Source organism: Streptomyces sp. NPDC001056, from assembly GCF_053598955.1.
This window is the reverse complement of the sequence record NZ_JBSFLI010000020.1, coordinates 30418-42891: the sequence shown is the minus strand read 5'-3', so window position 1 is coordinate 42891 and position 12474 is coordinate 30418. Positions and strand designations below refer to the sequence as shown.

The window sequence follows — 12474 nt, the reverse complement described above, 5'->3', positions numbered from 1 at the left end:
GGCGTGTTGGCCGGATCGTACTCGGCCCGCTCCGCCTCGGCGAGCGCCGGGTTCGACCCGAGCGGAACACGCGGCTCAGCGCGGCTCCACGAACCCCGACTCGTACGCGGCGATCACCGCCTGCGTCCGGTCACGCGCCCCGAGCTTGGCCAGTACGGCGCTCACATGCGACTTGACCGTCTCCGTGCCCACCACCAGCCGGTCCGCGATCTCCGCGTTGGACAGCCCCCGGGCCATCAGCCGCAGCACCTCCGCCTCCCGCTCGGTCAGCCGCGCCCGCTCGAGGACGGCACGCGCGGGCCGGCCGTCGCCGTACCGCTCGGCGAGCCGTCGTACCGAGGCGGGGAACAGCAGCGACTCGCCCTCGGCGACCAGCCGTACCGCGTGCACGATCTCGGCGGGCCGGGCGCGCTTCAGCAGGAACCCGTCGGCGCCGGCGCGCAGTGCCTCGTACACGTACTCGTCGTCCTCGAAGGTGGTCACCACGAGGATCTTCGGCGGGTCGGCGACCGTGCGCAGCACCGCGCGCGTGGCCTCGATGCCGTCCAGCAGCGGCATCCGGACGTCCATGGCCACGACGTCGGGGCGCAGTCGCCGCACCAGTGGGATCACCGCGGCCCCGTCCGCCGCCTCGCCCACCACCTCGATGTCGGGCTGCGCCTCCAGCACGGCCCGCAGCCCCGTGCGGACCAGCGGTTCGTCGTCGACGAGGAGTACGGTGACCGGCATCCGGCCAGCCTAGATCAACTCGACGGCCCCCGGGCGCCTGCCCGCTCACCCCTCGGCGGCCCCGCCCTTCCCGCCGGACCCGTCCGCGACCCCGGTCGGCTCACCCCAGTGGCAGATCCACCCGCACCGCCCACTCCCCGTCCTGCGGACCGGTGCGCGCGCTGCCGCCGAGCAGCGCGGCCCGCTCCCGTATGCCCCGCAGCCCGCTGCCCCGGCCGGTGCCGGGTATCGGCTCCGGCAACGCGTTGCGCACCCGGAGCAGCAGCCGGTCGTCCGTGACCGCGACCCGGACCCGCACGGGCACGGCGCCCGCGTGCCGCAGCACGTTCGTCAGCGCCTCCTGGAGGATGCGGTAGCCCTCCCGGGACACCGGCCCCGGTACCGCCGCGACCGGGCCCGTCACCTCCGCGTCCACCGTCGCCCCCGAGGCCCGCGCCGACTCCAGGAGCCGGTCCGCGTCCGCCAGCGTGGGCCGGGCACGGGCCGGCCGCTCGGTCTCGCGCAGTACGCCCAGCACCCGCTCCAGATCGGCGAGCGCGGCCCGGCCGGTCTCCTCGATCGCGCCGAGCGCCCGGTCGGTGAACTCCGGATCGCCCGCCGCGCGCGCCGCCCCCGCCTGCACCACCGCCACCGTCAGGGCGTGCCCGATCGAGTCGTGCAACTCCCGTGCGATCCGCGTGCGTTCGAGCAACTGCTCGGTGCGCTCCTCCAGGGCGGCCAGCCGCTCGGCGGCCGAGGGCCCGAGCAGCCGGCGCGCGCACACCGTGACCAGCGCGCCCAGGCCGACGACCGCGCCGTACAGGACGAGCAGCGGAACCGGTGCCAGCAGGGCCAGGCCGCGGGACGGCGGCAGTCGGTCGAGCAACGGCAGCCCGGACGGCGCGTGCCCCCACGCGGACCACGCCAGTTCGACGGTGGCGACGAGCAACCACACCGAGACGAGACAGGCCACCCAGCCGAGCACCCAGCGCAGCTCCAGCCACACCACCGTACGCAGCCGGTCCCGCCAAGTCGCCGCGGGCGCCTCGGATATGCCGGACTCCCGCGCACCCGGCGTCAGCAGCAGCCGCGCCTGCACCCCCTCGCCCAGCCGCACGGCCGGCAGCAGGCCGAGCGGGACGAGTACCAGAGCGGGCACCCAGGGGTGCGCCGGACCGATGAAGAGCCACAGGCTCTCCACCAGCATGGGCACCCACAGGTGCAGCAGCCGTGTGTACGTCGTCCCGCGCAGCAACGGGCGCAGGAGGCGGACCATGCGGACATCGTCGCACCCGCCACCGACAACGGGCCTCCCCCGCACGGGGGAGAGGATCTCCACCGGCGGGGGAGGCGCCGACTCCCGCACCCCACCAGGCTGAAGCCATGACCAGCATCGACGTACGCGACCTGACCAAGGAGTACGGCGCCCGGCGGGCCGTGGACCACCTGACCTTCACCGTCCGCCCCGGCCGCGTCACCGGATTCCTCGGCCCCAACGGCGCGGGCAAGTCCACCACCATGCGCCTCGTCCTCGGCCTCGACCGCCCCACCTCGGGCACCGCCACCCTCGGCGGCCTGGCGTACGCCGAACTCCCCGAGCCGCTGCGCCGGGTGGGCGCCCTGCTGGACGCCGGCGCCGCGCACGGCTCCCGCACCGCCCGCGACCATCTGCGGGCCCTCGCGGCGAGCAACCGCATCCCCGGCGCCCGGGTCGACACGGTCCTCGAACAGACGGGCCTCGCCGAGGTGGCCCGGCGCCGGGTGGGCACCTACTCGCTCGGCATGCGCCAGCGGCTCGGCATCGCGGCGGCCCTGCTGGGCGATCCCGAGGTGATCCTCCTGGACGAGCCCGCCAACGGCCTGGACCCCGAGGGCATCGTCTGGATCCGCACCCTGCTGCGCGGCCTCGCCGCCGACGGCCGCACCGTCCTCGTCTCCAGCCATCTGATGAACGAGACCGCCGCCTTCGCCGACCACCTGGTGATCCTCGGCCGAGGCCGCCTCCTCGCCGACACCCCCGTCCAGGAGTTCATCGACGCCCGCGTCCAGCCCGAGGTGAGGGTCCGCAGCACCGACGCCGGCGCGCTCGGCGACCTGCTCGCCCGGCACGGTCACGACGCCACCCGGCACGAGGACGGCGCCTGGACGGTACGGCACACCCGCGCCGAGGACCTCGGGCGTCTGCTGTCCGAGGCGGGCGTCCCCGTGCTCGAACTGGCCGCCAGGGAAGGCACCCTGGAGCAGGCCTACCTCGATCTGACCGCCGCCGAGGCGGAGTTCACCGCCCAGCCCCAGGAGGCCTGACCATGCCCTTCATCCCGGTCCTGCACGCCGAGCTGATCAAGATCCGCACCCTGCGCTCCCTCGTCGGCTCCCTGGCCGCGGTCGTCCTCGTCACGGCCGCCTTCTCCGCGCTCGCCTCCGCGTCCCCCGACCAGAACGACCCCGACCCGCTGTTCTCGGCGTTCTTCGGTGTCGGCTTCGGACAGATCGCCGCCATCGCCTTCGGTACGACGGCCGTGGCGGCGGAGTTCCGGGGCGGGGCGCTGCGGCTGACGCTGGCGGCCACCCCGGACCGGCCGCGCTGGTTCGCCGCCAAGGCCACCGCGATCGCCCTGCCCGCGCTCGCCGTCGGACTGCTCACGGGAGCGGTGACCCTGCTGGCCGGCAAGGCCGTCCTCGGCGCCGAGGGACCGAGCTGGGTCCAGGGACTGCGCGGCGCCGTCGGCTGCGGCCTTCAGCTCACGCTGATGGCGCTGTTCGCGGCGGGCCTCACCGCCGTGCTGCGCAGCGGTGTCGCGACCCTGTCGATCCTGATCCCGTTCCTGCTGATCGTGTCCTTCGTGATCGGCGACATGTCCTCGGGCATCGCCGACTTCCTGCCCGACCGCGCGGGCCAGGTCGTCCTGCACAGCACCTGGGACGGCCCGCTCGGCCCCTGGACCGGCCTCGCGGTCTGCGCCCTGTGGACGGCGGCGGCCCTGCTCGCGGGCGCCTGGGCGGTCGACCGCAGGGACGCGTGAGCTAGCTCTCCGTGGCCAGCCGCAGCCGCGCGAACTCCTCCGCCATCGTCGCCGCCGTCCAATGCGCGTTCAGCCCGCTGGGGTTGGGCAGGACCCAGATCCGGGTGTCCCCGATGGTCCGCTCCTGCGGCCCCACCCGGGCGGTGCGGTCGGCGAAGGCGGCGCGGTAGGCGGTCACCCCGACCACCGCGAGCCAACGCGGTGCGAGATCCCGTACCTTCGCGGTCAGCAGCCGGCCGCCCTCGGTGTACTCCTCGGCGGTCAGCTCGTCCGCCCGCGCGGTCGCGCGGGCCACGACGTTGGTGATGCCGAGGCCGTACGACAGCAGGTCCGCCTGCTCGGCCGGCTTCAGCAGCCTCGGGGTGAAGCCGGACAGGTGCAGCACCGGCCAGAACCGGTTGCCGGGGCGGGCGAAGTGATGGCCGGTTGCGGCCGTCATCAGGCCGGGGTTGATGCCGCAGAAGAGCACGCGGAGGCCGCCCGCGACCACGTCCGGGACGAGACGGTCGCGGGCGGCCTCCAGGTCCGCCTTGGTGGGACGCGGGGTCAGAGGATCGCCCCGGGGGTGTAGCCGGCGGCCTCCGGGCGCTGCTTGACGATCTCCTCGATCCGGCCGACGACCACTGCGACCTGGTCGGCCGCGGCGCCCGTGAAGGAGAGCTTGTCGGCCATCAGCGCCGCCAGCCGCTCGCGGTCCAGCGGGAGGCGCTCGTCGGCGGCGAGCTTGTCCAGCAGGTCGTTGCGCTCGGCGCCCTGCTCGCGCATGGCGAGCGCGGTGGCGACGGCGTTCTCCTTGATCGCCTCGTGCGCGACCTCGCGGCCGACCCCGGCGCGCACGGCGCCCATCAGCACCTTGGTGGTGGCGAGGAACGGCAGGTAGCGGTCCAGCTCGCGGGCGATGACGGCCGGGAAGGCGCCGAACTCGTCCAGGACGGTCAGGAAGGTCTCCAGCAGGCCGTCCAGCGCGAAGAACGCGTCCGGGAGCGCGACGCGGCGCACCACGGAGCAGGACACGTCGCCCTCGTTCCACTGGTCGCCCGCCAGCTCGCCGGTCATCGAGGCGTAGCCGCGCAGGATCACCATCAGGCCGTTGACGCGCTCGCAGGAGCGGGTGTTCATCTTGTGCGGCATCGCCGAGGAGCCGACCTGACCGGGCTTGAAGCCCTCGGTGACCAGCTCGTTGCCGGCCATCAGCCGGATCGTCTTGGCCAGCGAGGACGGCGCCGCCGCCAGCTGCACCAGCGCGGTGACGGCCTCGTAGTCCAGCGAGCGCGGGTAGACCTGGCCGACCGAGGTGAACGCCTGGGAGAAGCCCAGGTGGGAGGCGATCCGCTGCTCCAGCTCGGCGAGCTTGGCCGCGTCGCCGCCCAGCAGGTCCAGCATGTCCTGCGCGGTGCCGACCGGGCCCTTGATGCCGCGCAGCGGGTAGCGGGCGAGCAGTTCCTCGACGCGGCCGTAGGCCACGAGCAGCTCGTCGGCGGCGGTCGCGAAGCGCTTGCCCAGGGTGGTGGCCTGCGCGGCCACGTTGTGGGAGCGGCCGGCCATGACCAGCTCGGCGTACTCGCCGGCCAGCTTGCCCAGGCGGGCGAGTACGGCCACGGTGCGGTCGCGCATCAGTTCCAGGGACAGCCGGATCTGGAGCTGCTCGACGTTCTCCGTGAGGTCACGGGAGGTCATGCCCTTGTGCACGTGCTCGTGCCCGGCGAGGGCGTTGAACTCCTCGATCCGCGCCTTCACGTCGTGCCGGGTGACCTTCTCGCGCTCGGCGATCGAGGCCAGGTCGACGGTGTCGAGGACGCGCTCGTAGTCGGCGATCGCCTCGTCCGGCACCTCGATGCCGAGGTCCTTCTGGGCCCGCAGCACGGCGAGCCAGAGCTGCCGCTCCAGCTTCACCTTCTGCTCGGGCGACCAGAGCGTGGCGAGCTCGGCGGAGGCGTAGCGTCCGGCGAGGACGTTCGGGATGCGGGGCTTGGCGGGCGCTGAAGTCACGTAACCGGATTCTACTGGCGATTCGTGCAGCTCAGCGCCACCGGGGTGTTCGTCGGAAACTACGAGAGCCCGCGTGCCCCGCTACGCCTGCCCCTCGCAAGACCCGTACGCCTCGTACGGCGGCGCCTCCGGCCGCTTCGCCGGGCGCCCGTCCCCGGTCACGCCCGACGACGAGCAGGGCCAGGAAGGCTTTGCCCGGCTCATCGCCGACCCGGGCGCCCGTCCGGCCGTCCCCGGAGGACCGGCCGGTGTGACCTCCGCCGTCCGGGACGGGCGGGCACGTGCTCCCCGGTTCCCCGACACCCGTGTGCGTCATCGGCGTGGCGCTGCGCCTGCCGGGGCGGGCCCGGTGGAGGCGCGGACGACCAGCTCGGTGGCCAACTCCATGCGGGCGGGGCGTCGGGTGCCGCCCTCTTCGCTCCTGGAGAGATCGATCAGGAGCTTGACCGCCGCCGCACCCAATTCGGTGCTGGGCTGCCTGACGGTCGTCAGCCCGGGGCTGACGCAGTATGCCTCGGGCAGGTCGTCGAAGCCGATGACGCTGACGTCCTCGGGAACGCGCAGACCTCGATCACCCAGCGCGTCGTAGACGCCGAGCGCCATGGGGTCCGAGCAAGCGAAGATCGCCGTGATCCCCGGGTCCTTGTCGAGCAGGGTGTGGGTGGCGGCCGCCGCCTTGGCACGATTCCATCCGCCATGGGCCACGGACACCGTGGCACCGCCGGCGGGTGCCGTGTCGGCTGCCGCGCGGAAACCGTCGACCCGTGCGCGGCTGTAGAGATGACGGGCATGGCCGGCGACAACCCCCATCCGCTCGTGGCCGAGGGACAGGAGATGCTCGCCGGCCATGCGGCCACCGTCCCAGTTCGCCACGCCGACGCTTGCCACCCCTGGTGGCGGCGTGCTCATCGGGTCGATCAGCACCACGGGCACGCCTGCGGCGAAGAGCGCGTTGAACTGCCGCGAGGTGGGATCGACCAGCGTCCCGATGGTGCCGACGCTGCGCCTTCTCAGGACCCGCGACACCCAGTCGCTGTGCGGCTCGGCGAGCGTCAGTACGACATCCAGTCCTGCTGCTGCCGCCTCGCGCCCCACCCCGGCTATCACCAGATTCGCCCATGACCCCTCGAAGTGGGTGACCACGAGTGTGAGTACGTTGGACAAGCCGCTCTCGTCCCGCACGCTTTCGATCTTGGCCCCGCCTCGGCGGGTGTAGCCGACGGCTCGCACGGCTTCCATGACCTTCGCGCGCGTCTCGGCCGAGACGTCGGTTCCGCCTCGCAGCACCTTGGACACGGTGGGCACGCTCGTGCCGGCGGTCTCGGCGACCAATGACAACGTCGGGCGCGATCCGAGGGGTCGGGGGGACATGAGCACAGGCTATCCAGCGAGGAGGCGGTTCAGGACGGCGGGTGGGAAGCGGCCCGCACCTGAGCCGGCCGCGGACGAGGGCTTCGCGGCGGTTCGCCGGCGGTCCGGGCATGCCGCGTGCGACGCCCGCACGGGGCGCGCGGCATGCGGCGTGCGGACCCGCGCGGCCGCAGGTGTCGCACGCGGCCGAACGCCGAGCGTCACGCGGGGGGCGCCTGGGCCGGGGCGTACTCGAACCAGTCGAAGGAGACCACGCCCTCGGTGGCGTACATGCCGATGACGCGACCGGTGAAGCCGCAGGCGACCTCGGCGGACAGGTAGCGCCCGTCCAGTTCGACGAGTGGGTGGGCGTCCGCGGCGTCGGGATCGCCGAGCCAGAAGGCGATGGTGTCGGGGCCGGTGGTCCCGCCGTCGGTGAGTTCGGGCGAGGCGGGCACAAGATCCGACGTCCGGATCTCGACGGTGAGGGTGAGCGTCCCGGACGGAACCGGTCGGCCGGCGACGGTCTGGCGCAGCGGACCGATCCGGGCGATGACGCCGACCTCTCCGTCGCCGACCTCCATCTCGAAGTGGTGGGCCTCGTCCTGGCGCACGCTGAGGCCGCCGCGTCCCGTACCAGGGTCGATCGCAACGGTGACGCGGCAGTCGTGGTGCTGCTGGCGGCGGCCGACGAAGGTGTACCCGGGGCGGTCGAGGGTGGCGCCGGTGGCCCTGAGGGACAGCCATCCAGGGCGCTCGGTGAGCGACCAGGAGTCCTCGGGGCGGGTGAACGGCGAGATCCAGTACGGGGCGAGGGCGGACTCGTCGAAGTCGTCGCGGGCGGGCAGGGCCGGAACGGGGTGCCAGGCACCGCCCGGCGCCGGGTGGCTCTCGGGAACGGGCGCGACGACGGGCCAGCCGTCTTCGTCCCACTCCACGGGGGTCAGGAACGTCTCGCGGCCGAGCACGTGCACGTCGGGCGTGAAGCCGCGGGGCCGGACGCCGAGCAGCACCATCCACCAACTCCCGTCGGGGGCCTCCACCAGATCGGCGTGGCCGGTGTTCTGGATGGAGCGGGCGGTGCCGCTGTGGGACAGCAGGGGGTTGGCGGGCGCGCCTTCCCAGGGGCCGCGCGGCGAACGGCCGCGGGCTATGGACACGCTGTGGCCGCGTTCGGTGCCGCCTTCCGCGATCAGCAGGTACCACCAGTCGCCGATGCGGTAGAGATGGGGCGCCTCGGGGAACTTGAGGCCGCTGCCCGACCACGTGGCGAACGGGCCCTCCAGCACCTCCCCCTCGACCGGGTCGATCCTGGCCATGTTGATGCCGCCCCCGGGCCCGGAGAAGGCGCACCAGCAGGTGCCGTCCTCCTCCCACGCCAGATCGGGGTCGATCCCGTGCAGGTCGATCCACACCGGGTCGCTCCACGGCCCCTCGGGCCGCTCGGCCGAGACGACGAAGGTGCCGCCGCCGTCGATGTTGGTGTTGATGACCCAGTAACGTCCCTCGTGGTGGCGGATCGTGGGGGCGTAGAGGCCGCCGGACGCCTTGGCGCCGGGGAGGGGCAGCGGTAGTTGCCCGGGCCGGTCGAGCACGTTGCCGACGAGTTCCCAGTGCACGAGGTCCTTGCTGTGGAAGAGCGGCAGCCCGGGGAAGTACTCGAAGCTGGAGCACACCAGGTAGTAGTCGCCACCGACTCGGCACACGCTCGGATCGGGGTGGAATCCGCTGATCACAGGGTTGTCGTACGTACGCACAGAATGTGTCCCTTCGAACCGTCGAGCGCCTCGGCGGGTTCAGGCCGAGCGCGGCGCCGGGTCTGCTTCGTGTCGCCGTCCGCCTCGTGTCGTCGCTCGGTGGAGGGCGATCGCCGTCCACGACACCGGTGGCAGCTCGATCGTGAGCACACCGTCGGCGAGTGTCGCGCTCTTGTTCGCGGACGGGGTCACCCGTCGCTGCTCGGCGAGCGTGTTCTTCGCGTACACGTCGGAGTCGGCGAGCGTGACCGCCTCGCCGACGCGCGACGACCCGAGGCCGCGTACGCCGATCGTCACCTGCGCGGCCTCCTGGAGGTCGCGGTTGACGAGGAAGACCGCCGCCCGGTCCTCGTCGACGGTCGCGACGGCGTCGATGACGGATGTCTCGCCATGGCGCGCAGTCCTGTACGTCGGCGCCTCGATCACGGGCCGGATCACCTCGCCGGAAGCGAGCCGGCTCGTGATCGAGAAGGGATAGAAGGTCGTCTGCCGCCAGGCCGGGCCGCCGGGCTCGGTCATGATCGGCGCGATCACGTTGACGAGCTGCGCGAGCGATGCCGAGGTGACGCGGTCGCTGCGCTTGAGGAGCGTCATCAGGAGGTTGCCGACGACGACGGCGTCCGCCACCGTGTACACGTCCTCAAGTCGCCGAGGGGCGTGGCGCCATTCGTCGTCGGCCTCCTGGGACTCCTGATGCTCCTTGAGGTACCAGACGTTCCACTCGTCGAACGAGATGTTGATCTTCTTGTTCGAGCGTCTCTTGTTCCCCACGTGGTCGGCGGTCGCGACGACGGTGTCGATGAAGTAGTCCATGTCCGTCGCCGAGGCGAGGAAGGAGCCGAGGTCGCCGTCGTGCTCCTGGTAGTACGCATGGCACGAGACGTAGTCGACATGGTCGTAACTGTGCTCCAGCACCGTCCGTTCCCAGTCGCCGAATGTCGGCATGTCGGACCCGGAGGAGCCGCAGACGACGAGTTCGAGGTCCTTGTCGGCCATCTTCATCGCGGCGGCGGTGCGGGCGGCGATCTTGCCGTAGTCGTCCGCCGTCATGAAGCCGGTCTGCCACGGCCCGTCCATCTCGTTGCCGAGGCACCACATGCGCACGTTGTGCGGCTCCGGTGTGCCGTTGGCGACGCGCAGGTCGGACAGCGCCGTGCCGGACGGGTGGTTGGCGTACTCAAGCAGGTCCAGGGCGGGCAGGATGCCCCGCGTGGCGACGTTGACCGCCAGCATCAGCTCGGAGTCGGTGAGCTTGAGCCACTTGGCGAACTCGTCGAGCCCGACCTGGTTCGATTCGAGCGAGTGCCAGGCGAGGTCCCGGCGCACCGGACGCTTCTCGCGCGGGCCGATCGAGTCCTCCCAGCGGAAGCCGGAGACGAAGTTGCCACCCGGGTAGCGGATGGTCGTGCTGCCGAGCTCCCTGACGAGTCCGACGACGTCCATGCGGAACCCGTCGTCGTTCGCGCTGGGGTGCTCCGGCTCGTAGAGCCCCGTGTACACGCAACGGCCGAGGTGCTCGACGAACGAGCCGAAGGTGCGGCGTCGGACAGGAGCGATGACGGCCAGCTGGTCGAGCTCGATGTGGGCGCGGGGCAAGGTGGGGATCCTTTCCAAGGGGTGGCGCGGGACGTGCCGCGGCCAAAGCGGTGCCACCCGTCAGCGGCCTGCCCCTGCCGGAGGCACGGCAGGGGCGGGCGTGAGACGGTCGATGCGGTCCCGGTGCCGGTTTCAGCCCTTCACAGCGCCGGTGAGCCCGCCGACGATCCGCTTTTCGAAGATCGAGAAGAAGACGAGCGCGGGCAGCATGGCCAGGGAGGTGAACGCGAGAACCTTCGCGGTGTCCTGGGAGTACTGTGAGGAGAACGCCTGGACGCCGAGCGGCAGGGTGTAGTTCGCGTCCGAGTTGAGGATGTACAGGGGCAGGACGTAGTTGTTCCAGCTGCCGATGAACGCGAGGACACCGACGGTCACCACGCCGGGCAGGGACAGCGGGACCACCATGCGGAAGAAGAACCCGAGTCGGCTCGTTCCGTCGATCGCGGCGGCCTCCTCGATCTCGTGGGGAATGGCTCGCAGGAACGGCACCAGGATGATGACGGTCGTCGGGAGGCCGAAGGCGATCTGCGGGACGATGATGCCGAACAGGTTGTCGACGAGGCCGATGTTCTTGATGACGATGTACAGCGGGGTGATCGCGATGACCATCGGGAACATCAGGCCGGCGGCGAACAGTGAGTACATCGCGCCCTTGAGCCTGAAGTCGTAGCGCGCGATCACGAAGCTGACCATCAGGCCGAGGACGACGATGCCGAGGGTGCTCACGAGGGCGACGATGACGGAGTTGGCGAATTCGCCCCAGAACCTCCTCGACGCCAGGATGTCGGCGTAGTTGGTGAGGACCCAGGGGTGCGGCAGGGCGGCCGGATCCGTGGTGATCTGCGCGTTGGTCCGGAACCCGCCGAGCACGATGTAGAGCACGGGTGCGACGCAGACCCCGATGAAGAGCAGCGCGATGAAGTAGGTGAGGGGACTGCCCCACTTCTGCGGCTTGTCGCGACGGTCGGTGGGTGCGTTCGGCCGGGTGGCGGAGGAAGACCAGGAGTCGGCGGTCGTCGCGCTCATCAGGCGGCTCCTTCGGTGACGGCGCCCCGGAGGTCGCGGCGCAGGACGAAGCGCTGGTAGACGAGCGCGACGAGGAGCGAGACGAGGAACATCACGACCGCGATGGCGCTGCCGTAGCCGAAGTTGCCCGCATTGCGGCCCTGGGCGACCATGTAGATCGCCATGCTTGAGGTGCCCGCGGTGGCCGAGATGTACGGGCCCCAGATGATGTAGACGAGATCGAACAACTGCAGCGAGCCGATGATCGACAAGAACGCCCAGATACGGATCGTCGGCCCCAGCAGCGGCAGCGTGATGCGGCGCTGGATCTGCCAGTAGGAGGCGCCGTCGATCTGGGCGGCCTCGAAGAGCTCGTCGGGTATCGACTGAAGGCCGGCGAGCATCAGAATCACCGCGAAGCCGATGTACTTCCAGGAGATGATGCCCATCAGCGTCCAGATGGCCAGCTTCGGGTCGGAGAGCCAGTCCGCCTCCAGCGAGCCCAGGCCGATGTGCTCCAGGAGGTCGTTGACGGCGCCGTTGGTCTGGAGCATCAGACTCCAGCCGATTCCGACGATGACCTCGGAGACCACGTAGGGCACGAAGATCAGGACGCGGATGACCGAGCGGCCGCGGATCTTCTGGTTGAGCAGGAGCGCGAGGGCGATCGCCAGCGGGCCCTGGATGACCAGGGAGAGCACCAGGATCAGGAAGTTGTGCTGGAGGACTTCCTGGAACGCCGGGTCGGTGAGGATCAGCTTGTAGTTGTCCAGGCCGACCCAGTCGGTGGGCGCCCCGTAGCCCTTCCACCGGTAGAAGCCGTAGAACGCGGCGAGTGCCACCGGGAAGATCACGAATGTCAGGAACATGATAATCGCCGGTCCGGACAGGACCGCGATCTCAAGCCGCTTCTTGGCACGGCCGCGGCGGCGCGCGGCCGCTCGCAGCGAAGCCGGGGACGCGGATGCGGCCGTGTCCCCGGCTCCGAGCGTGCCCTGCGACCGGCGGCCGGTGGCCGTGTCAGTACCCAGGGTCTTGCTCATGGT

The 12474-nt window shown here is 71.6% G+C and carries 11 protein-coding genes; 2 read left to right on the top strand and 9 right to left on the bottom strand.

Annotated features, from left to right (window positions below; all coding sequences use genetic code 11):
- Window positions 1-75: 75 nt before the first annotated feature.
- Together ACWDD7_RS23275 and ACWDD7_RS23270 are read right to left on the bottom strand one after the other, a co-directional pair.
- The gene (locus ACWDD7_RS23275; RefSeq protein ID WP_450458752.1) at window positions 76-729 is read right to left on the bottom strand and encodes a response regulator; all 654 of its coding nucleotides are present in this window, start codon (window positions 727-729) and stop codon (window positions 76-78) included.
- 100 nt (window positions 730-829) lie between these two features.
- Window positions 830-1984, bottom strand: a complete 1155-nt coding sequence (locus tag ACWDD7_RS23270; RefSeq protein ID WP_450458750.1) for a sensor histidine kinase — start codon at window positions 1982-1984, stop codon at window positions 830-832.
- A gap of 107 nt (window positions 1985-2091) precedes the next feature.
- Between ACWDD7_RS23270 and ACWDD7_RS23265 the strand changes: the two genes are divergently transcribed.
- A complete protein-coding gene (locus ACWDD7_RS23265; RefSeq protein WP_450458749.1) occupies window positions 2092-3012 on the top strand; it encodes an ABC transporter ATP-binding protein in 921 nt (306 codons plus the stop codon).
- 2 nt (window positions 3013-3014) lie between these two features.
- Window positions 3015-3731, top strand: coding sequence for an ABC transporter permease (locus ACWDD7_RS23260; protein WP_450458748.1), 717 nt, complete (start codon window positions 3015-3017; stop codon window positions 3729-3731).
- Between the two features lies 1 nt (window position 3732).
- Here the strand turns inward: ACWDD7_RS23260 and mug are convergent, their stop codons facing one another.
- The 7 genes from mug to ACWDD7_RS23225 form a co-directional block, all read right to left on the bottom strand.
- Window positions 3733-4221 carry a G/U mismatch-specific DNA glycosylase gene (mug, locus tag ACWDD7_RS23255; RefSeq protein ID WP_450458747.1) on the bottom strand — a complete coding sequence of 163 codons (489 nt, stop codon included), beginning with the start codon at window positions 4219-4221 and terminating at the stop codon, window positions 3733-3735.
- 56 nt (window positions 4222-4277) lie between these two features.
- On the bottom strand, window positions 4278-5720 hold the full coding sequence (gene purB, locus ACWDD7_RS23250; RefSeq protein ID WP_450458746.1) for an adenylosuccinate lyase: 1443 nt from the start codon (window positions 5718-5720) through the stop codon (window positions 4278-4280).
- A gap of 312 nt (window positions 5721-6032) precedes the next feature.
- Window positions 6033-7091: a LacI family DNA-binding transcriptional regulator gene (locus tag ACWDD7_RS23245; RefSeq protein WP_450458745.1), complete on the bottom strand. Its 1059-nt coding sequence runs from the start codon at window positions 7089-7091 to the stop codon at window positions 6033-6035.
- Window positions 7092-7291: 200 nt separating this feature from the next.
- A complete protein-coding gene (locus ACWDD7_RS23240) occupies window positions 7292-8827 on the bottom strand; it encodes a glycoside hydrolase family 43 protein (RefSeq protein WP_450458744.1) in 1536 nt (511 codons plus the stop codon).
- Window positions 8828-8866: 39 nt separating this feature from the next.
- Window positions 8867-10423, bottom strand: coding sequence for an arabinosylfuranosidase ArfA (gene arfA, locus ACWDD7_RS23235; RefSeq protein WP_450458743.1), 1557 nt, complete (start codon window positions 10421-10423; stop codon window positions 8867-8869).
- Between the two features lie 132 nt (window positions 10424-10555).
- Window positions 10556-11449 (bottom strand): carbohydrate ABC transporter permease, encoded by an 894-nt coding sequence (locus ACWDD7_RS23230; protein WP_450458742.1) that lies wholly within the window; start codon window positions 11447-11449, stop codon window positions 10556-10558.
- Window positions 11449-12471, bottom strand: coding sequence for a carbohydrate ABC transporter permease (locus tag ACWDD7_RS23225; RefSeq protein WP_450458741.1), 1023 nt, complete (start codon window positions 12469-12471; stop codon window positions 11449-11451). The genes ACWDD7_RS23230 and ACWDD7_RS23225 overlap by 1 nt, the downstream gene beginning before the upstream one ends.
- Window positions 12472-12474: the final 3 nt, after the last annotated feature.

Bases quoted from the DNA above. Each gene is read 5' to 3' on its own strand.
- ACWDD7_RS23260 (WP_450458748.1), top strand. From the start codon at position 3,015: ATGCCCTTCATCCCGGTCCTGCACGCCGAGCTGATCAAGATCCGCACC.
- ACWDD7_RS23270 (WP_450458750.1), bottom strand. From the start codon at position 1,984: ATGGTCCGCCTCCTGCGCCCGTTGCTGCGCGGGACGACGTACACACGG.
- ACWDD7_RS23245 (WP_450458745.1), bottom strand. From the start codon at position 7,091: ATGTCCCCCCGACCCCTCGGATCGCGCCCGACGTTGTCATTGGTCGCC.
- ACWDD7_RS23275 (WP_450458752.1), bottom strand. From the start codon at position 729: ATGCCGGTCACCGTACTCCTCGTCGACGACGAACCGCTGGTCCGCACG.
- ACWDD7_RS23265 (WP_450458749.1), top strand. From the start codon at position 2,092: ATGACCAGCATCGACGTACGCGACCTGACCAAGGAGTACGGCGCCCGG.
- ACWDD7_RS23230 (WP_450458742.1), bottom strand. From the start codon at position 11,449: ATGAGCGCGACGACCGCCGACTCCTGGTCTTCCTCCGCCACCCGGCCG.
- ACWDD7_RS23225 (WP_450458741.1), bottom strand. From the start codon at position 12,471: ATGAGCAAGACCCTGGGTACTGACACGGCCACCGGCCGCCGGTCGCAG.